Source organism: Micromonospora sp. KC213 (genome assembly GCF_004348325.1).
Lineage (GTDB): Bacteria > Actinomycetota > Actinomycetes > Mycobacteriales > Micromonosporaceae > Micromonospora.
Genome location: NZ_SMKF01000129.1, coordinates 1 through 17,302, shown reverse-complemented (window position 1 = coordinate 17,302; position 17,302 = coordinate 1). Strand labels below are relative to the sequence as shown.

The 17,302-nt window shown below is 71.3% G+C and carries 22 protein-coding genes; 7 read left to right on the top strand and 15 right to left on the bottom strand.

Translation table 11 applies throughout. The annotated features are described in order from the left end of the window. Nucleotides 1–7 precede the first annotated feature (7 nt). The 9 genes from E1166_RS22305 to E1166_RS22270 form a co-directional block, all read right to left on the bottom strand. Nucleotides 8–1,678: a glycoside hydrolase family 13 protein gene (locus E1166_RS22305; RefSeq protein WP_132341671.1), complete on the bottom strand. Its 1,671-nt coding sequence runs from the start codon at nt 1,676–1,678 to the stop codon at nt 8–10. Nucleotides 1,679–1,719: 41 nt separating this feature from the next. Then, nucleotides 1,720–2,796: a LacI family DNA-binding transcriptional regulator gene (locus E1166_RS22300; RefSeq protein ID WP_132341665.1), complete on the bottom strand. Its 1,077-nt coding sequence runs from the start codon at nt 2,794–2,796 to the stop codon at nt 1,720–1,722. Nucleotides 2,797–2,860: 64 nt separating this feature from the next. Beyond that, nucleotides 2,861–3,820, bottom strand: coding sequence for a carbohydrate ABC transporter permease (locus E1166_RS22295; protein WP_132341663.1), 960 nt, complete (start codon nt 3,818–3,820; stop codon nt 2,861–2,863). A gap of 1 nt (nt 3,821) precedes the next feature. Beyond that, a complete protein-coding gene (locus E1166_RS22290; RefSeq protein ID WP_132341661.1) occupies nt 3,822–4,871 on the bottom strand; it encodes a sugar ABC transporter permease in 1,050 nt (349 codons plus the stop codon). A gap of 70 nt (nt 4,872–4,941) precedes the next feature. After that, nucleotides 4,942–6,282 carry an ABC transporter substrate-binding protein gene (locus tag E1166_RS22285; protein WP_132341659.1) on the bottom strand — a complete coding sequence of 447 codons (1,341 nt, stop codon included), beginning with the start codon at nt 6,280–6,282 and terminating at the stop codon, nt 4,942–4,944. 552 nt (nt 6,283–6,834) lie between these two features. Then, nucleotides 6,835–6,978: a GPGG-motif small membrane protein gene (locus E1166_RS31115; protein WP_243706399.1), complete on the bottom strand. Its 144-nt coding sequence runs from the start codon at nt 6,976–6,978 to the stop codon at nt 6,835–6,837. Between the two features lie 39 nt (nt 6,979–7,017). Then, nucleotides 7,018–7,752: a metallophosphoesterase gene (locus E1166_RS22280; RefSeq protein WP_132269419.1), complete on the bottom strand. Its 735-nt coding sequence runs from the start codon at nt 7,750–7,752 to the stop codon at nt 7,018–7,020. 13 nt (nt 7,753–7,765) lie between these two features. Continuing rightward, the gene (locus tag E1166_RS22275; RefSeq protein ID WP_243706398.1) at nt 7,766–7,975 is read right to left on the bottom strand and encodes a hypothetical protein; all 210 of its coding nucleotides are present in this window, start codon (nt 7,973–7,975) and stop codon (nt 7,766–7,768) included. A gap of 53 nt (nt 7,976–8,028) precedes the next feature. Beyond that, the gene (locus tag E1166_RS22270; protein ID WP_256370858.1) at nt 8,029–8,715 is read right to left on the bottom strand and encodes a nucleotidyltransferase; all 687 of its coding nucleotides are present in this window, start codon (nt 8,713–8,715) and stop codon (nt 8,029–8,031) included. Between the two features lie 77 nt (nt 8,716–8,792). Between E1166_RS22270 and E1166_RS22265 the strand changes: the two genes are divergently transcribed. Next, a complete protein-coding gene (locus E1166_RS22265) occupies nt 8,793–9,587 on the top strand; it encodes a dTMP kinase (RefSeq protein WP_132341669.1) in 795 nt (264 codons plus the stop codon). On the opposite strand, the gene E1166_RS22260 is transcribed toward E1166_RS22265, so the two are convergent. Continuing rightward, nucleotides 9,572–10,261: an SDR family NAD(P)-dependent oxidoreductase gene (locus tag E1166_RS22260; RefSeq protein ID WP_132341657.1), complete on the bottom strand. Its 690-nt coding sequence runs from the start codon at nt 10,259–10,261 to the stop codon at nt 9,572–9,574. The genes E1166_RS22265 and E1166_RS22260 overlap by 16 nt on opposite strands. A gap of 73 nt (nt 10,262–10,334) precedes the next feature. Here E1166_RS22260 and E1166_RS22255 point away from each other — a divergent pair, with 73 nt between their 5' ends. Both E1166_RS22255 and E1166_RS22250 read left to right on the top strand, forming a co-directional pair. Next, nucleotides 10,335–11,180: a MurR/RpiR family transcriptional regulator gene (locus tag E1166_RS22255; protein WP_132341655.1), complete on the top strand. Its 846-nt coding sequence runs from the start codon at nt 10,335–10,337 to the stop codon at nt 11,178–11,180. A gap of 431 nt (nt 11,181–11,611) precedes the next feature. Beyond that, nucleotides 11,612–12,601 (top strand): sigma-70 family RNA polymerase sigma factor, encoded by a 990-nt coding sequence (locus E1166_RS22250; RefSeq protein ID WP_207914414.1) that lies wholly within the window; start codon nt 11,612–11,614, stop codon nt 12,599–12,601. Between the two features lie 72 nt (nt 12,602–12,673). Here E1166_RS22250 and E1166_RS22245 read toward each other — a convergent pair whose 3' ends face one another. After that, on the bottom strand, nt 12,674–13,633 hold the full coding sequence (locus tag E1166_RS22245) for a C40 family peptidase (RefSeq protein WP_207914412.1): 960 nt from the start codon (nt 13,631–13,633) through the stop codon (nt 12,674–12,676). A 477-nt stretch (nt 13,634–14,110) separates the two neighbouring features. Here E1166_RS22245 and E1166_RS22240 point away from each other — a divergent pair, with 477 nt between their 5' ends. Next, nucleotides 14,111–14,623: a DUF6232 family protein gene (locus E1166_RS22240; RefSeq protein WP_132341649.1), complete on the top strand. Its 513-nt coding sequence runs from the start codon at nt 14,111–14,113 to the stop codon at nt 14,621–14,623. A gap of 12 nt (nt 14,624–14,635) precedes the next feature. Here the strand turns inward: E1166_RS22240 and E1166_RS22235 are convergent, their stop codons facing one another. Both E1166_RS22235 and E1166_RS22230 read right to left on the bottom strand, forming a co-directional pair. Continuing rightward, the gene (locus E1166_RS22235) at nt 14,636–14,965 is read right to left on the bottom strand and encodes a DUF3817 domain-containing protein (RefSeq protein ID WP_132269402.1); all 330 of its coding nucleotides are present in this window, start codon (nt 14,963–14,965) and stop codon (nt 14,636–14,638) included. A gap of 26 nt (nt 14,966–14,991) precedes the next feature. Beyond that, nucleotides 14,992–15,408 carry a hypothetical protein gene (locus E1166_RS22230; RefSeq protein ID WP_207914411.1) on the bottom strand — a complete coding sequence of 139 codons (417 nt, stop codon included), beginning with the start codon at nt 15,406–15,408 and terminating at the stop codon, nt 14,992–14,994. A gap of 117 nt (nt 15,409–15,525) precedes the next feature. Between E1166_RS22230 and E1166_RS22225 the strand changes: the two genes are divergently transcribed. The 3 genes from E1166_RS22225 to E1166_RS22215 are packed head-to-tail and all read left to right on the top strand — an operon-like array spanning nt 15,526 to nt 16,723. Continuing rightward, a complete protein-coding gene (locus E1166_RS22225) occupies nt 15,526–15,831 on the top strand; it encodes a DUF6158 family protein (RefSeq protein ID WP_132269398.1) in 306 nt (101 codons plus the stop codon). Between the two features lie 2 nt (nt 15,832–15,833). Then, nucleotides 15,834–16,154, top strand: a complete 321-nt coding sequence (locus E1166_RS22220) for a hypothetical protein (RefSeq protein ID WP_132269396.1) — start codon at nt 15,834–15,836, stop codon at nt 16,152–16,154. A 38-nt stretch (nt 16,155–16,192) separates the two neighbouring features. Continuing rightward, nucleotides 16,193–16,723 (top strand): DUF1360 domain-containing protein, encoded by a 531-nt coding sequence (locus E1166_RS22215; RefSeq protein ID WP_132341667.1) that lies wholly within the window; start codon nt 16,193–16,195, stop codon nt 16,721–16,723. Between the two features lie 73 nt (nt 16,724–16,796). Here the strand turns inward: E1166_RS22215 and E1166_RS22210 are convergent, their stop codons facing one another. Both E1166_RS22210 and E1166_RS22205 read right to left on the bottom strand, forming a co-directional pair. Then, nucleotides 16,797–17,003 (bottom strand): hypothetical protein, encoded by a 207-nt coding sequence (locus tag E1166_RS22210; RefSeq protein ID WP_132269394.1) that lies wholly within the window; start codon nt 17,001–17,003, stop codon nt 16,797–16,799. Nucleotides 17,004–17,024: 21 nt separating this feature from the next. Beyond that, nucleotides 17,025–17,276: a hypothetical protein gene (locus tag E1166_RS22205; RefSeq protein ID WP_132341645.1), complete on the bottom strand. Its 252-nt coding sequence runs from the start codon at nt 17,274–17,276 to the stop codon at nt 17,025–17,027. Nucleotides 17,277–17,302 lie beyond the last annotated feature (26 nt).

Genomic DNA, 17,302 nt, shown 5'->3' with positions numbered 1-17,302 from the left:
GGGTGGGTCAGGGGCGGAGCCAGACGGTGACGTCGGTGGGGATGCGGCCGTCGCCGTCGAGGGGTGCGCTGCTGTGCAGCACCTCGCCGTCCGGCGCGGGCACCGGCGCGGCGCCGAAGTTGGTCATCACGATCAGCCCCCGGTTGCGGAACGCCAGCACCTGGTCACCGGTGGAGAGCCACTCCAGCGGCCCCCGGCCCAGCCCGTGCTCGCGGCGCAGCCGCAACGCGGTGCGATACATCTCGTACGTCGAGCCGGGCACGCCGCGCTGCCGGTCCAGGGCGTACTCCGCCCAGGACGACGGCTGCGGCAGCCAACTCGCGTCGGTCGGCCCGAACCCGTACGACGGCGCGTCGGCCTCCCACGGGATCGGCACCCGGCAGCCGTCCCGGCCACGCTGGGTGTGCCCGCTGCGCTGCCAGGTCGGATCCTGCCGGGCCTCGTCCGGCAGCGTGGTGTGCTCCGGCAGCCCCAACTCCTCGCCCTGGTACAGGTAGGCGCAGCCGGGCAGCGCCAGCATCAGCAGGCTGGCCGCCCGGGCTCGACGCAGCCCCAGCGCGGCGTCCGGCTGCGGGTCGCCGACCCCGATGCCGTTGTGCCGGCCGCCGTCGGCGGTCAGGCCCAGCCGGGACGCGTGCCGGACCACGTCGTGGTTGGACAGCACCCAGGTCGTCGGTGCGCCGACCGCGTCGGTGGCCTCCAGGGAGCGCGTGATCACCGCGTACTGGGCGGGCGCGGTCCACGCCGCGAGCAGGTACTCGAAGTTGAACGCCTGGTGCATCTCGTCCGGGCGGACGTAGCGGGCCAGCCGCTCGGCCGGCTCCACCCAGGCTTCGGCGACCAGGACCCGCTCGCCGGGGTACTTCTCGAGCAGCCGGCGCCACTCGCGGTAGATCTCGTGCACGCCGTCCTGGTCCCACATCGGGGGCCGGGGCTTGGCCACCTCCTGGCCGGAGAGGATCTCCTGCGGCTCCTCCCAGTTGGCCAGGTCGGCCTGCTTGATCAGGCCGTGCGCCACGTCCACCCGGAAGCCGTCCACCCCCCGGTCCAGCCAGAACCGCAGCACGTCCAGGAACTCCGCCCGGACCTGCGGATTGTCCCAGTTCAGGTCGGGCTGACCGGTGTCGAACAGGTGCAGGTACCACTGGCCGGGGCGCCCGTCCGGCTCGGTGACCCGGGTCCAGGCCGGGCCGCCGAACACGCTCTGCCAGTCGTTCGGCGGCTGGTCGCCGTCGGGGCCCAGGCCGTCGCGGAAGATGTAGCGGGCCCGCTCCGGGCTGCCCGGCGCGGCGGCCAACGCCTCGGTGAACCAGCGGTGGGCGCAAGAGGTGTGGTTCGGCACCAAGTCGACGATGACCCTGAGCCCACGGCCGTGCGCCTCGCCGATCAGCCGGTCGGCGTCCGACAGCTTTCCGAACAACGGGTCGACGTCCCGGTAGTCGGCCACGTCGTACCCCGCGTCGGCCTGTGGCGACGGGTAGAACGGCGACAACCAGACCGCGTCGATCCCCAACTCGACGAGGTGGCCGAGTCGCGCGGTGATGCCCGGCAGGTCACCCATGCCGTCGCCGTCGGAGTCGGCGAACGAACGCGGGTAGATCTGGTAGATGACGGCCTCGGTCCACCACCCGGTGGCCGGTCCGGCGGGCTGTTCCTGCTGGATCGCGTCGGTGTTCAGAGCGTGCTCCCTGTCTCGAGCCATGGGTGGGTCGATTCCGTTCAGTGTGCCCGGGGTGGGGCGGTCGACTCCCGCACCACGAGCCGAGTGGGCAGGATCACCGGGCGGGTCGTGCCGTCGGCGTCGGTAGGTGGCGCCGGTGCCGGTCCCGGTGCCGGTCCCGGGTACGGCTCGCCGTGGTACGCGCCGAGCGGGTCGAGCAGCAGCCGGGCGGCGAGCCGGCCCTGCTCGGCGGCGGGCTGGGCGATGGTGCTCAACCCCAGCACGCCGGCGAGGTCGTGGTCGTCGATGCCGATCACGCTGACGTCCTGCGGAACCCGCAGGCCGGCGTCGCGCAGGGCGCTGAGCGCACCCATCGCCATCTCGTCGCAGGAGGCGAAGATCGCGGTGGGCGGTTCGCCCCGGGCGAGCAACTCGGCGGTGGCCCGGGCGCCACCGGCGAGGGAGAACGTGGACTCGACGTCGAGGCTCGGGTCCGGAACGATGCCCGCCGCGCGCAGCGCCTCGCGGTAGCCGCGGCGGCGGTCCAGGTGGGTGGTGAAGGCGAGCTCGTCGTCCGGGTCACCGGAGATGTGCGCGATCCGGCGGTGCCCCAGGTCGAGCAGGTGCCGGGTGGCGGTCCGGGCGGCGGCCACGTCGTCGATGCGGACGCACGGCCAGCCCGGTACGTCCCCACCGGAGCTGATGGTGATCCCGGGCAGGTCCAACTGGGCCAGCGCGGTCAGGTCGGCCGGCCCGAGCGGGGTGGCGACCAGCATGATCGCGTCCGCGCGCTTGTGCAGGTTGGCGGTGCGCAGTACCCGCTGGCGGACCTGCTCCCGGCCGCCCAGGTTGTACAGCAGCAGGTCGTACCCGGCCTCGTGGAGGAACTCCTCGATGGCCTCGACGACGGTGGCGAAGAACCACCGGGTGAGCCGGGGGGCCACCACGGCCACCGTTCCGGTCCGGCCACCGGCCAGCCGGGAGGCGCTCGGCGAGACCGCGTACTCCAACTTCTCGGCGGCGGCGAGCACCCGCTGGCGGGTCGCTGCGGAGACCGTCGGCAGCCCGCGCAGCGCCCGGGAGACGGTGGCGGTGGAAACCCCGGCGAGCCGGGCCACATCATCAATCCTGGTCATGGTGTTCCCTCACGTCACGACGGCACCGCCGCCGCCCAACACCGCGGGCGGCGGCGGTGCGCCGTCAGCCCTTGACGCTACCGGCGAGCAGGCCGCGTACGAAGTAGCGCTGCAGGGACAGGAACACGATCAGCGGTACGACGATCGAGACGAACGCGCCCGCGGTGAGCCGCTGCCACTCGTTGCCCCGGCTGCCGGCCAACTCGGCCAGCCGGACGGTGAGCGGGGCGGTCTCGTCGCCACCGTCCGCGAAGATCAGCGCCACCAGCAGGTCGTTCCAAACCCAGAGGAACTGGAAGATACCGAAGGCCGCCAGGGCCGGGGTGATCAACGGCAGGACGATGGTACGGAAGATCCTGGGGTGGCTGGCCCCGTCGACCCGGGCCGCCTCCATCAGGTCCCCGGGCAGCTGCGAGATGAAGTTGTGCAGCAGGAACACCGCGAACGGCAGGGCGAAGCAGGTGTGCGCGAACCACACCTGGGCGAACTTCTGCTCGTCCACCAGATTCCAGGCGGGCAGCACCTGGACGCCCGCGATCGTGACGCCGGTGGAGAAGAACTTCAGCAGCGGCACCAGGGCCATCTGCAGCGGCACGATCTGCAGGGCGAAGATCGCGATGTAGAGCCAGTCCCGTCCCCGGAAGTTGATCCAGGCCAGCGCGTACGCGGCCAGCGAGGCGAAGGCGATCGGGAAGAGCACCGACGGGATGGTGATCGCCAACGAGTTGATGAAGTAGCTGATCAGGCGCCCGGACGACCCGGAGCCGAACAGCACCTGCTGGTAGTTCTCCAGCGTGAACTGGGGATCGGTGAACGCGGTCCACCAGCCGGTGGTCTTGATCTGGTCTTCGGGGCGGAACGAGGAAATGAACAGGCCGAAGGTGGGCACCGTCCAGAGCACGGCGATCACGATGGATACCACGGTCGCGGTCCGGCTGTTCAGCCGCTTGCGGACCCGGCTGGCGGTGGTGGTTGCCCCGGTCGCCTGGGCGCCGGCGCCGACGGTGGGCGTGGCGGTGGTCATCTCAGCCCTCCCGCTGCTGACGCAGGTTGCGGATCTGGTAGATCACGATCGGGATGACCAGGACGAACAGGAAGACCGCCAGTGCCGAGCCCTGCCCGTTCTGGCCGTACCGGAACGCCTGGTTGTACATCTCGTTGGCGATCACGCTGGTGTCGTAGTTGCCGTTGGTCGCGGTGCGGACGATGTCGAAGACCTTGAGCGTGGCGATCGACAGCGTCACCACCACCACGATCAGCGCCGGCCGGATGTTCGGCATGGTGATCTGCCAGAACATCTGCCATGGGGTGACGCCGTCGAGGCGGGCGGCCTCCACGATGTCCGCCGGGATCGCCTTGATGGCGGCGGAGAGCACCACCATCGCGAAGCCGGCCTGGATCCACACCATGATCATGATGAGCAGCAGCGTGTTGAGCGGGCTCTCCTGGAGGAAGAACTTCGGCTCGCCGCCGAGGCTGACCACGATCTGGTTGAGCAGACCGATCTGTTGCTGGTCATCGCCCCGGTACGCGTAGACGAACTTCCAGATGATGCTGGCGCCGACGAACGAGATCGCCATCGGCAGGAAGATCAGGGACTTGGCCACCGCCTCGAACCGGACCTTGTCCACCAGCACCGCGTAGACGAGGCCGAACGAGGTGGCCACCAGCGGGACCAGGATCACCCAGACCAGGGTGTTGGTCAGGACCCGGAGGATGGCGGGATCGGAGAACATCCAGCCGTAGTTGCGCAGCCCCACCCAGTCGTTGCTGCCGGCGTCCATGAAGGAGAGCAGGGTGGTGCGGATCGCCGGCCCAACCAGACCGACGGCGAGCAGCAGCAGCGTCGGCAGCAGGAAGAACAGGGCGAACAGCCCTTCCCGCTGCTTCGGCCATCGGGGCAGCGGGGCGCCGCTCGCCGAGGCGGCGACGAGCTTGGCCTCGTGGCGGCGGGCGAACCAGGACGGCACCACGTCGAGAAGCAGGAGCAGGCCGCCCACCACCGCGACGAAGGCGAGCAGCCCGTACCCCAGCATGAGGAACTTGTCCTTCTCCGCGATGAAGTCGAACTCCATCGGCCCTCCTTCAAGGGTTTGGTTTGTGGACCGGCGGCCCGGCCCCGAGGGGCCGGGCCGCCGTCTCAGATCACTTCCAGCTGCCCTCGATGCCGTTCAGCACGGTGGCGGTGTCCTTGCCGTTGATCCACTCGACCATGCCCTTCCAGAACGTGCCCGCGCCGACCGCGGCCGGCATCAGGTCCGAGCCGTCGAACCGGAAGACGGTCTTCTCGTCCTGGAGGAGCTGCACGGAGAGCCTGTCGACCGGGTTCGGCACGTTGGCCAGGTCGAGCTTCTTGTTCGCCGACACCCAGTCGCCGATCTTGGCCCGGCTGTTGGCGAACTCCCCGGAGGCCAGGTAGGTCTGCACCGCCTGGACCTCGGGACGGTCGGCGAAGGCCCCGACGAACTCGCCACCACCCAGCACCGGCTTGCCCTGCGCCGGGTCGATGGCCGGGAAGTAGAAGGCGAACACGTCGCCGTCCTCGGCCACCTTGGTGCCCTGCGGCCACTGGTTGGCGTAGAAGGATGCCTGGCGGTGCAGCGCGCACTTGCCGGTGGTGATCGGGATGCCGGCCTCCTGGAAGGAGGTGGTGGCGATGCTCTTCACCCCGCCGAAGCCGCCGTTGACGTACTTGTCGTTCTTGAGGATGGTGCCGGCCCGGTTGAGCGCGTCGGCGACCTTCGGGTCGTTGAACGGGATGCCGTGGGTGGTCCACTGGTCGTACGCCTCGGGGCCCGCCGTGCGCAGCAGCACGTCCTCGATCCAGTCGGTGGCCGGCCAACCGGTGGCGTCACCGGACTCGATGCCGGCGCACCACGGCTTGGTGCCGCTGGCCGCGATGGTGTCGCTGAGCTTGATCAGCTCGTCCCAGGTGGTGGGGACGGTCCAGCCCTTGTCCTTGAACATCTTCGGCGAGTACCAGACGTAGGACTTGACGTTCGAACCCAGCGGCGCGCCGTAGAGCTGGCCGTTGAGGGTGCCGTACTTCAGCCAGTCGGGGGAGTAGTTGGCCTCGGCCTCGGTCTTGGTCTCGGCGCCGACCGGCTTGAGTTTGCCGGCGTCGACGAACCGCTTGAGCAGACCGGGCTGGGGGATGAAGGCCAGGTCGGGGGCGTTGCCGCCGTCGACGCGGACACCGAGCTGCGCCTCGAACTCGGCAGAGCCCTCGTGGTCGATGTCGATGCCGGTGCAGTCCTCGAACTGCTTCCAGGACTCGTCGAGGCGGTCGGCCTCGATGTCCCGGATGGACGAGTAAATGGTGACCTTCTTGCCGTCGTTGTCGCCATACTTCTCGTATGCCGCGCACTCCGCCGAGCCCGCGTTGCTGCTCTTCTTGTCGTTGCCGGTGCCGCAGGCGGTGACGCCGAGCGCCAGGCCCAGCGCGCCGGCGATCGCGAGAGTCTGGCGTGATCTGGCAAAGGCCATGCCGTTCTCCTTCCTTGCCGGCGCTCGGGGGAGTCGTGCTCGCGCCGGTCCGATGTCGTCTCCACATGTAAGCGCTTGCATCGGCATTGGTCCACCCCTGAACGGACACGGCCCGGTAACAATCCGGCAACCCGCCTACCAGCCATGGTCACGCTCCCACGCTTGTGCGCCCCCGGTGTGACCCGGCGGGGCGGCATAGCGGGAGTGCGCCGAACCACCGAGGGCGGGAACCTGGTGGTCCCGCCCTCGGTGCGCTTACCGGTCGTCAGGTGTTCAGCCGCCAGATGGCGAAGTTGAGGCCGGCGGTGACAGTGAGCCAGGCCCAGTGGGGCAGCAGCGCCGCCGCGACAGCGCAGACCCGGCGGAACAGCGCCACGGGACCCCCGATACCGCGGGGTGCTCCGGGCCATCCGTATCAGGTGACGTTCTCCCGGGCGTCGCCGGCAAACCCGGGATGCCGAAACGCCGGGGTCGTCGTTGCCGGGGCTCCTGTCTGGGAGGACGGAGGCCCGGTTCCGACGACCCCGGCGGGTCCGGTGTGGATGACCGACGTCAATTGAAGATGCTGACGCCACCCGGGCCGACCAGCAGGCCGACCACGATGAGGACGATGCCCCACAGGATCTGCCGGCGGAACAGCGCGAGAATGCCGGAGACCACGAGTACAACTGCGAGAATCCAGAGGATCAGGTCAATCATGGCTGTCAAGTACCCCTGATGGTGATTTCGGAAACCTCACGCTGAGTCGACGTGCTCGCGATCACCCAGGTGGAACACGCTGTACGCCTGCTTGATGACCGGGTGGGCGACGTTACGCACCCGCACCCCGCCCGGCGTGGTGCCGCGTTCGGTGCCGTGGTGGGCGTGCCCGTGCAGGGCCAGCGCGGTCGGCGCGGAGTCGATCGCCTGACCGAGCTGGTAGCAGCCGAGGAACGGGTAGATCTCCAAGGGCTCACCGGCGAGGGTCTCCGGTACGGGGGAGTAGTGGGTGAGCGCGACCAGCAGGTCGCAGTCCAACCCGCGTAACGCCCGGCCGAGCGCGTCCGCGCTCTCGGTGGTCGTCCGGACGAACGCCTTCATCTCCGGCTCGCCGAAGTCGCTGGCGCACCGCCCGGCGAAACCGCCCCCGAAGCCCTTCACCCCGGCCACGCCGAGCCGGCCGCCCGGGAACTCCAGCACGGTGCCGGTCCCCTCCAACACCGTGATCCCCGCGTCCTGCAGCACCTTCACCACCTGCGGCACCTGGTCGCACTGGTGGTCGTGGTTGCCGAGCACGGTGATCACCGGTACCCCGAGATCACCGAACTCGCGGGCCACGCAACGCGCCTCGGCCTCGGTGCCGTGCCGGGTGAGGTCGCCGGCGAGCAGCAGCACGTCGGCGCAGTCCGGCAGTTCCTCCAGGGCCGGCCGGAACCGGCCGACCACGTCCTCGTCCAGATGGACGTCGCCGACGGCGGCGATCCGGATCATTCTCGGGTCCTCCTCACGGCAACTCCTCCACCTGGCTCGGCGCCTGCGTGCGGATCACCCCGATGTCGCTGGTGACCGGCACGTCGGGGAAGCGTTCGGAAACCCGGCGCAGGATCTCCTCCCGTCGGTGCGGGCTCTCCACCTCGCCGGAGAGGACCAGGCCGCGCTCCCGGTGGGCCACGGTGATGCCCTGCTCGGCGACGTCGGGATCCTCGACGAGCATCCGGTGGATCTCCGCCTCGACGTATTCGTCCGGTGGGCCGGTGCCCTGCTCGGTCACGGTGTCTCCTTCCCTTCGGGCGTCCTGGCGTACGGCACCGGAGTGCCGGCGTACGGGACGACGTCCAGCCGGTCCAGCAGCACCAGGAACGCCTCCGCGTACGGCGAGTGCTGGGTCTCCTTCCGTACCCGTTCCCAGTCGATCTGTTCCCGCAACGAGCGGGCCAGCGGCAGGCCCCGGGCGAAGTCGCAGTAGTGCTGGGAGAAGCTGAGCAGCTTGTGCACCATCAGTCGGGTGGCGGAGAGCACCGGCATGTGGATGGCGTCGACCGGGCGGACCACGGTGTCGGCGAAGGTCTCGTCGGTCACCGGGGTCTCGACGGGCCGGTGGATCAGGTCCACCATCCGGCCTTCGTCGTAGACCTTGACCAGCCAGTCCTCCGGCGGACGCTCGGCGGTGAAGCCCTCCGCGATGAGCGTCTCCAACGCCCGTTCGACGTCCTCCTCGCGGATCAGGAAGTCGACGTCGTGCTCGCTGGAGTGCCCGCCGTGCGCGTACACGGCGAAGCTGCCGCCGAGCGCGAAGGGGATCTCGTTCTGCTTGAGCACGGCGGCGACCCGTTTGAGGGTGTGCAACAGACTCTCGTCCCCGCGCTCGGCCATCTGGTTCTCCCGTCGATCGTGGTGAAGGCGGACAGGTGGTCGGAAATGACATCGCGTACCCGGAAGGGCGCCCGCCCACACCTGCACGGCGCGGGCGGGGCGGGCAGCGAGGAACGGACCGGGACGAAACGCCGGGGAGGCAGCGCGGGTCGGATAGCCTGTGCAGGGTGGCGAGATCACCGCGGGCGACCGGCGACAGGGCCCGACTGCGCCGGGTCGCCCTGATCGGCATCGACGGTTCGGGCAAGACCACCCAGGCGCACCGGCTCGCCGAGGCGCTCACCGCGGCGGGCCGTCCCGCCACCTACCACCGCAACGCCGGCGGCCGGCGCTGGCTCGGCCGGCTGGCCAACCGGCTCGGCCGCCCCGACGCCCAGCGCCTGCTCGGGCGCAACGGGGTGCTGGCGGTGGAGTCCGCGCTGCGCTGGCTCGCCATCGCCGCCGCCCTGCTCGGCAGCCTGGTGACCGGTCGGGTGGCGGTGATGGACCGCTACGCCGTCTGCCAGTACGCCAGCATCCGGGCTCACGACGGGCGGCGCTGGGAGCGGCTGGCCCGGGCTGGCTACCGGGTCTTCCCCCCGCCCCAGGTCACCTTCCTGCTCACCGTCGACCCGGCGGAGGCGTACCGACGGATCGAGTGCCGGGGCACCGACCACGAGACCATGGAGTGGCTGACCGCCGCCGACGCGGCGTACCGGACGTTGCCCGAGTTTCCGGGCTTCGTGCTGGTGGACGCCGCCGGTACGCCCGAGGAGGTGGCCCGCCGGATCCAGGCGCACCTGGCGCAGTGGTTGCCGTCGCAGGCGTCCGAGCCCACCGTGCCGTCACCCGTCCTGCCCGCACCCACCGCGCCGTCGAACACCGGGCCGTCGGTCGACGCCGCGGCGGCCGGTCCCGACCGACCGTTGACCGGCCACACGGCCCGGCCGGTCGTGGTTCAGGCCCGGCCGTAGACCGGGACGGCCGCACCGCTGGTCGGTGCGGACTCGTCGGAGGCGAGGAAGCGCACCACCGGGGCGATCTCGGCCGGGGCGACCCAGCGGCGGTGGTCGGCTCCCGGCTGGGCGGCCCGGTTCGCCGGCGTGTCGATGACGCTCGGCAGCACCGTGTTGCAGCGCACTCCCGCGCCGCGGTACTCGACCGCGACCGCGTTGGCGAAGGCGAGCACCGCCGCCTTCGCGGTCGCGTACCCGGCGGCACCGGGGAAGGGGGCGACCGCGGCCCGGGCGGACACGCAGACCACCGCGCCGCCGCCGGCCGCCATCAGGTACGGCAGCGCCGCCTGGGTGACCAGATAGGTGGGGCGCAGGTTGACTGCCAGCATCCGCTCGAACTCCTCGATCGGGGTCTCGTGCACCTTGCCGCCGCTGGCGTACCCGCCGACGAGGTTGACCACGGCGCGCAGCGGCGCGGCCGGGTCGCCGGCGGCCTCCTCGACCGCCCGGGCCACCGCGACCGGGTCCATCAGGTCGGCGGTCGGGCGCACCACGCCGGCCGGCGGGCCCGCCGAGGGCCGGCTCTCCCGCTGCGGTACGACCACCCGCCAGCCCGCCTGCGCGAAAGCGGCGGTCACCGCTCCGCCGAGCCCGCCCGTTCCTCCGGTGACCAGCACACTGCGTTCCGACATGGGCGATACGGTAGCGCTGGTCGTTCCGGCGCGGTGATTGACGCCGGCCCATCGACGACAGTAATTTCCGGCTGTGGCGAAGAGTGCGGGGATTCCCGCGAGCCCCGGGCCCGGCGGGTTGGTCGTCCACATCAACGGGCTGCTTCCCGCGCTGCCCCCCGCCGAGCAGCGGGTGGCCCGGCTCGTCGTGGCGGATCCGGCCGGTGCCGCCCGCCGGACCATCACCGACCTCGCGATCGCCGCCGAGGCATCCGAAGCCACCGTCATCCGGTTCTGCCGGTCGGTGGGCGTGCCCGGCTACCCGCAGCTACGGATCCGGCTCGCGGCCGAGGCCCCCCGCCGGATCGCACCGCCGGGCGTCCGGGTGGCCAGCGGAGACATCCCACCCGGGGCCGACCTGGCGCAGATCATCGAAACCGTCGCGTTCCACGACGCCCGCAGCGTGGAGCAGACCGCCGAGCAGCTCGACCCGGTGCGCTGCGCGCGGGTGGTGGACGCCCTCGTCGCGGCCGGTCGCATCGACGTCCACGGAGCTGGGGCGAGCGGCCTCGTCGCCGCCGACCTGCAGCAGAAGCTGCACCGCATCGGCCGCACCGCGTTCCACTTTCCGGACGGGCACACCGCGCTGGCCTCCGCGGCGCTGCTGGGCCGGGGCGACGTCGCCATCGGCATCTCGCACACCGGCGCCACCTCATCCGTCGTCGAGGTGCTGGCCCGGGCGAGGGCCAGCGGCGCGGGCACCGTCGCGCTGACCACCTTCCCCCGTTCGCCGATCACCGAGGTGGCGGACTTCGTGCTCACCACCGCGACCCGCGAGACCAGCTACCGCTCGGGCCCGACAGCCAGCCGGCTCGCCCAGCTCACCGTGGCCGACGTGCTCTTCGTGGGGGTGGCGGCCCGCAGCGGGATCCGCCCCTGATCCCCGCTGCGGGCGGGTGAGACGCGGAACACATCGGGCGCGGGACGTCCGACGGCCTACGGATTGTTGTCCATGCCGTGGGGTAATCCACCGGGCGTGGATGAACCGACCGGTCCGCGGGCGCGTAATTGGCAGTGACCAGGATCGCAGCCGGACGGTGACGAGGGTCGCTGTGTCCCCGGTGTCGCAATGGTGCGATACCGGAGGGTGAAGGCACCTCGCCTGAGCCGCCGACCTGTTCGTGGTGCCGTACCAGCCGATCACGAACGAGGTGCTGACAGCAAACGTGGACCGAGCTTTCAGCTGATACTCAGGCATTCGTGACACTTTCGACTCACGACCTGGAATCCCCGACACGTCTCATCTGTTGTGTAGGTGTCAGCACCGACGGGCACATCGGAGGTCGCGGGGAAGGGCTGATGGACGTGGGGATGGCAAGGAACCGGGCAACCGGCGCGAGCGAGGGGACCGTGGGCAACGTGGACAAGAATATCGGCATGCGCACCGACGAGGTCGCCGAGGAGCGGGACCTGGTCGGCGTCTACCTTCACGAGATCTCCCGGACGCCGCTGCTGGACGCCGCCAAGGAGGTCGATCTCTCCAAGGCCATCGAGGCCGGCCTCTACGCCGAGCACCTGCTCGGTGAGGACCGCGTCCCCGCCGGCGTCGACCGGGAGGAGCTCGAGCGCCTCGTCATCGAGGGCGAGCGGGCCAAGGACCTGTTCATCCGGGCCAACCTGCGGCTGGTCGTCTCCATCGCCCGCCGTTACGTGCGCTCCGGGATGCCCATGCTGGACCTGATCCAGGAGGGCAACACGGGTCTGGTCCGCGCCGTCGAGAAGTTCGACTACGAGCGCGGCTACAAGTTCTCCACCTATGCCACCTGGTGGATCCGGCAGGCCATCAGCCGGGCGATCGCCCAGCAGGAGCGGACGGTGCGACTGCCCGTGCACCTGGTGGAGGACGTCAACCGGATGCGCAACGTGGCCCGGCAGCTCACCCGGGAACTAGGCGGCGACCCGGAGCCGGAGCAGATCGCGGCGGCGCTCGGGGTCACCGTCGAGCGGGTCAACGAGCTGGTCCGCTGGTCGCAGGACACCGTCTCGCTGGACACCCCGGTGGGCGACGACGGCGACACCAACCTCGGTGACCTGGTCGCCGACAGTGACGCCCCGTCGCCGGAGGAGATCGTTCTCACCGGGCTGGAGCGGCAGCGCATCGAGGGTCTGCTCAACCACCTCGACGACCGGTCCGCCGGCATCATGCGGGCCCGGTACGGCCTGGAGGACGGGCGGGAGCACTCGCTGACGGAGGTCGCGTCGCGCTTCTCGCTCTCCCGCGAGCGGATCCGCCAGTTGGAGATCCAGGCGCTCGGGCGGCTCCGCGAGCTGGCCCGCGCCGAGGGGCTCCAGGCAGCCTGACCGGCGGCGACAGTGACGGCGAACGGCCGGCGTCCGAGTCGGACGCCGGCCGTTCGCCGTACGCGCGTCGGGCTAAAGGACCCGACCGTAGCCCTGGATGGACATGATGTTCATGTCCCGTTTGAGCACGTTGCGCCCCGCGCTGGGCGCGTCGATGATCTTCCCACCGCCGACGTAGAGGGCCACGTGCCCGAGTCCGCTGTAGAAGACGAGGTCGCCGGGGCGTAGATCGCCGCGGCCGATGTGTGCCACCTTCCCCCACTGCATCCGGGTGTTGTGCGGCAGCGACTTGCCGGCCGCTCGCCAGGCGGCGGAGGTCAACCCCGAACAGTCGTAACCGTTGGGGCCGTCGGCGCCCCACGCGTACGGCTTGCCGATAGCCCCGTACGCGTACCGCACGGCCGCCCCGGCGTTGCCGGGGACCGTCGGCGCGGGTTCGGCGGACCGGTCCGGTCGGGTCGGCGGCGCCTCGGTCTCCCGCCCGTACGCCGCGCGGCGCATCTCGTACAGCCTCGCCAGGTCGCGCTCGATCTTCCTCCTGGTGTTTCCCATGGCACGCGCCTGCGCGGCCTCCCGGGCCAGCGTGGCGTCGAGCCGGGACTTCTCGTCCAGCAACCGGCGCTGGTTGTCCGTGAAGCCGCTGATCCGCTCCTGGCGGTCCCGGGTGAGCTGGTCGATCGTGCTCAGCCGGTCCATCAGGGTTGCCGGGCCACCCGGCTCCAGCAGCGCGCGGGCGGTCCGTAGCCCGCCGGTCTTGTACGCGGTCGCGGCCATCGCGCCGACCTCGGCCCGGCTCTGCGCGGTCTGCGCCTCCAGCGGGCCGATCTGGGCCTGCAGCCGGGCCGCGGTCGCCTTGTTCGCCTTGATCTCCTCATTGAGCTTGTTGTACGACTCGACGATCTGTTCCAGCTCCGTCGAGGACTTCTCGATCCGTGCGGTCAGCTCGGCGACGGAGGGCTCGGCCCGAGCCGCCGTCGACGGGGCGATCAGCGCGGCCGTGAGACCGGCGACCGTGAGCGTTCGCACCAGCATCCGTAAGGACGGCAAGAGCGGAAGGCTCCTCTCCGAAAGTCACCGGAGGATGCTGACCTCTCCGGCGACACCGGCCCGGGGCCATCCGGGCGGATGGCGGTGGACCTGGCCGGCCCGCCCAACCTAACCCGTGACGGGGGTCGTCGGGAGGGTAAGACGGGGCGAAAGTTGGCAAAGATGCAGGTACTGCTCTGTGGGGCGATGGTGTCGCAGGCACCGACGGGCCGGTGAGCTGGTCCCTTTAGAGCGGAAAATCCGGTTCGTCGTTCCGGGCGGATGCCGTTGGTCGGCCCGGCGTGCTATCCGACAAAACCGAAACGGGCGGCAATTCCCCACCGGGCGGTCGCCCGGCGGCCCGCTTCCGCCCGGGCGGGGCTGGCCCGGGCGGCACAGAATGGAGCCCTGAGACCGGGAATCCCGTCGTGCGCCGGTGGCGATGGTGGGAGCACCGGCATCGCCGGCCGGGGGGAGTACGCCGTGCAGGCACACCGTTCCGCCACCCGCCCGCCGCGGGACACCCGCCGGGCGACGCTGCTCTACGCCCGCTCGGGCATCGTGGTCACCACCGAACGGTTCAACGTCGGCCGGAACACGTTCCTGGTCGGCGAACTCACCCACCTGCGTACCGGCCGGGGACCGCACGACCGGCTGGCAGTCCGCGTCGTCGCGGCCACCGCCGCCACCATCGCCGCCGTCGGGGTCCTGCTCGGCTTCACCGGAGGGCTGCACCGGCTCACCGCCGGGGCGTACCTGGCGCTGGGGGTGGTCTGGATGCTGCCGGTGCTGCTGGCGTACGCGGGGGACCGCTGGCGGCCCCCCGCGTACGAACTGTGGGGGCACAGCCGGGGCGTCGAGGTGCTGCTGTTCAGCAGCGACGACACCGAGCAGTTCGAGCAGGTCGTGGCGGCCCTGCGCCAGGCGCGGCGGGAACACCGGTACGCCGACGCCGAGCAGCCCCCGACCACCGGGTGCTGGCGTCCGGACCGCTGACCGGCGGGGTGGTCAGGCGGTGGGCAGCGGCTCGGGTGCCGGCTGCGGGCGTGCGGCGAGCCCCCGGGTGACCTTCCGCTCGGCCACGAACGACACGAACGGCACCGTGCCGGCGAGCATCACCAGCAGCATCCGGCGCAACGGCCAGTTGACCCGACGGCCCAGGTCGAAGGTGGCGGCCAGGTAGAGCATGTAGAGCCAGCCGTGTGCGGTGCCGACGACCGCGACCACGATCGGCTCGTCGAATCCGTACTTCAGCGGCATGCCGATCAGCACCAGCACGACCAGCGCCACGCCCACGATCCAGGCGATCACGCGGTACCGGGTAAGGGCTGCGCCCACCGTCGTCCGTCCTTCCACGCCGGCGTTCAGCCGGGATAGTCACCGGGCCGCGCGCCCGGATTGGCGTTCAACCAGGTCAGGTAGCGGTTGTAGGCGGCCAGGTCGGCGTCCTCCGGTACCTCGACCGTCGACACCCGGGACACCCGCACCGGACGGCGTACCGGCGAGACGGACGTGCCGTCACCGACCGTGACCGGGTCGGCCGGACCGGTGACCGGCTCCGCGCCGGTCTCCCGGCCGCGCAGCGCGTGCCGCACCTCCCGCCACCAGACGAAGACCACGAAGCCGGCGAAGATCGGCCACTCCACCGCATACGCCCAACTGAGCGTGTTGCCCGAGACGGCGCGGCTGATCTGCCACCACCCCAACGCCAGAAACCCGACCACCAGCACGACCATGGCCACGTGGCGGGCGATCCACGCCGGTGTCCAGAGCCGCTTCATGGCATCGAGGGTACCGGGACGGCCGGCGCTCTCCGACGCGGTGTCGTAGCCGGGTTTGGTCACAGGTGGTGTGGGCATCCGTCTAGGTGCCAGCCAAGACGAGCCCAGGGGGGCGACATGACCGAATCAGTACGCCAGGCCGGCGACGTCAGCCCGGAGCAGCGGATGACCGAGTGGGACGGCGACCACGCCGTCACGGTTGTCGACGAGGAGCCGCCCGGCATCGACCCGGGAGAACTGGACGACGAGGACCTGTTCCGCGAGCTGCACAGCCTGCACCGCACCCGGCTGGACACCCTGCGCCACGCGTCGGACTCCGCGCTCGCCACCCACCTACGGCGAACCGCCGAACTGGAGACCGAGTACCTGGCCCGTAACCCCGGGCGCGAGGTCGACCCGAGCCGGCTGCGGGACGGATCCTGACGATGCGCGCCGAACAGGGGATGTCCGCCCCACCGGAGGTGGTCTTCAGCACGGCGACCGACCCGGACCGGGCGTCGGCGTGGCTGCCCGAACCGTTGCGGTCCGGAGCCGGGGGGCGCCCGCAGACCAGCACCGATCCGCTACGGGCGCGGTGGAGCAACGACGCCGCGCCCGGGTGGTCGGCGGAGATCCAGGTGGAGCCCGCCGACGCCGGCGGTTCCCGGGTCCGGCTCGACCTGACCGGGGACGGGCCCGACGACCTGGCCGACGAGGCCCTGGCCAACCTCGCCGGCGAGGTGGCCGAAAACCTGACCGCCGGTTGAGCGGACCCGACGAGGACGAGGAGGCCGGCGTGGCCGGGATGGGCGTGAAGCAGAGGGTGGCGCGGCTGCGCCGGGCGTACGCGCCGCAGGAGAACAGGCCGCTGGACGCGTACCTGAAGGCGATGGGCAGTTACGCGGCCGTGACCGCGTCCCTGGCCGCGCTGGTCAAGGTGACCGGCCGGCCGGTACCGGAGCGCCCGGCCACCGCCGACGTGGTGCTGCTCGGCATCGCCACCCACAAGTTGAGCCGGCTGCTCACCAAGGACGCCGTCACCAGTCCGCTGCGGGCCCCGTTCACCCGCTACGACCACCCCATCGGCAGCGGCGAGGTGATGGAACAGGTCCGCGACTCCGGCAGCCCCACCCGGCACGCCATCGGTGAGCTGCTGAGCTGCCCGTTCTGCCTGGCGGTGTGGATCGCCACCGGCCTGACCGGCGGACTGGTGTTGGCGCCCCGGCTGACCCGCCTCGTCGCCACCGCGCTGACCGCGGTGGCCGCGTCGGACTTCCTCCAGCTCGGGTACGCGGTGGCGCAGCAGGCCGCCGAGGGCGGGCACGACGAGAAGTGACCCCGACACGACGGAAGGGGCTGGCGTGTGCCGGCCCCTTCCGTCGTATCCCGCAGCTGCCCCGGCCCCGTCGTCAGGTGGGGGTGGTGCCGTGGTCGTGGCCGGCCCAGCCGCGCGAGGCCTCCGGTTCCCGTTCGTCCTCGTCGGTGCCGGTGATGACCTCGCGGTCCACGGCGGTGCGGTCGTGCTCGTTGGCGAAGTCCGGGTCGGGGAGGGTGTCGGTGCCCTCCGGTGGCTGGCCGAGCGCCGGTTGCCTCTCGCGGCGCGCCTCGTCGGACATCTGGGTCTCCTTCCGGGGGTGTCAGATGACCGAGCCGCCGAGCAGGTCGGCGACCTCGTCCACCGCGTACTCGCCCTGCGGCAGCGCGGCGATCCGGGTGAGCAGCCGCGCGGGGAGTTCCGCCGCGACGGCGCGGCGGTAGATGGCCGCCTGGCTGATTCGTTCCTGGCCGTGGTAGAGGTCCTCGAGCAGCTCGTCGATGCGCCGGGTGTCGGGCTCGTCGGCGACCGCGTCGGTCACGGGCGCGTCGGTCACGGGAACGTCTTCGGTCACGCCGGCCCACCTACCCGCCCCGCACC

Bases quoted from the DNA above. Each gene is read 5' to 3' on its own strand.
- E1166_RS22215 (WP_132341667.1), top strand. From the start codon at position 16,193: ATGGGCGTGAAGCAGAGGGTGGCGCGGCTGCGCCGGGCGTACGCGCCG.
- E1166_RS22220 (WP_132269396.1), top strand. From the start codon at position 15,834: ATGCGCGCCGAACAGGGGATGTCCGCCCCACCGGAGGTGGTCTTCAGC.
- E1166_RS22250 (WP_207914414.1), top strand. From the start codon at position 11,612: ATGGCAAGGAACCGGGCAACCGGCGCGAGCGAGGGGACCGTGGGCAAC.
- E1166_RS22230 (WP_207914411.1), bottom strand. From the start codon at position 15,408: ATGAAGCGGCTCTGGACACCGGCGTGGATCGCCCGCCACGTGGCCATG.
- E1166_RS22245 (WP_207914412.1), bottom strand. From the start codon at position 13,633: ATGCTGGTGCGAACGCTCACGGTCGCCGGTCTCACGGCCGCGCTGATC.
- E1166_RS22295 (WP_132341663.1), bottom strand. From the start codon at position 3,820: ATGACCACCGCCACGCCCACCGTCGGCGCCGGCGCCCAGGCGACCGGG.
- E1166_RS22285 (WP_132341659.1), bottom strand. From the start codon at position 6,282: ATGGCCTTTGCCAGATCACGCCAGACTCTCGCGATCGCCGGCGCGCTG.
- E1166_RS22300 (WP_132341665.1), bottom strand. From the start codon at position 2,796: ATGACCAGGATTGATGATGTGGCCCGGCTCGCCGGGGTTTCCACCGCC.
- E1166_RS22280 (WP_132269419.1), bottom strand. From the start codon at position 7,752: ATGATCCGGATCGCCGCCGTCGGCGACGTCCATCTGGACGAGGACGTG.
- E1166_RS22275 (WP_243706398.1), bottom strand. From the start codon at position 7,975: ATGCTCGTCGAGGATCCCGACGTCGCCGAGCAGGGCATCACCGTGGCC.
- E1166_RS22290 (WP_132341661.1), bottom strand. From the start codon at position 4,871: ATGGAGTTCGACTTCATCGCGGAGAAGGACAAGTTCCTCATGCTGGGG.
- E1166_RS22260 (WP_132341657.1), bottom strand. From the start codon at position 10,261: ATGTCGGAACGCAGTGTGCTGGTCACCGGAGGAACGGGCGGGCTCGGC.
- E1166_RS22225 (WP_132269398.1), top strand. From the start codon at position 15,526: ATGACCGAATCAGTACGCCAGGCCGGCGACGTCAGCCCGGAGCAGCGG.
- E1166_RS22210 (WP_132269394.1), bottom strand. From the start codon at position 17,003: ATGTCCGACGAGGCGCGCCGCGAGAGGCAACCGGCGCTCGGCCAGCCA.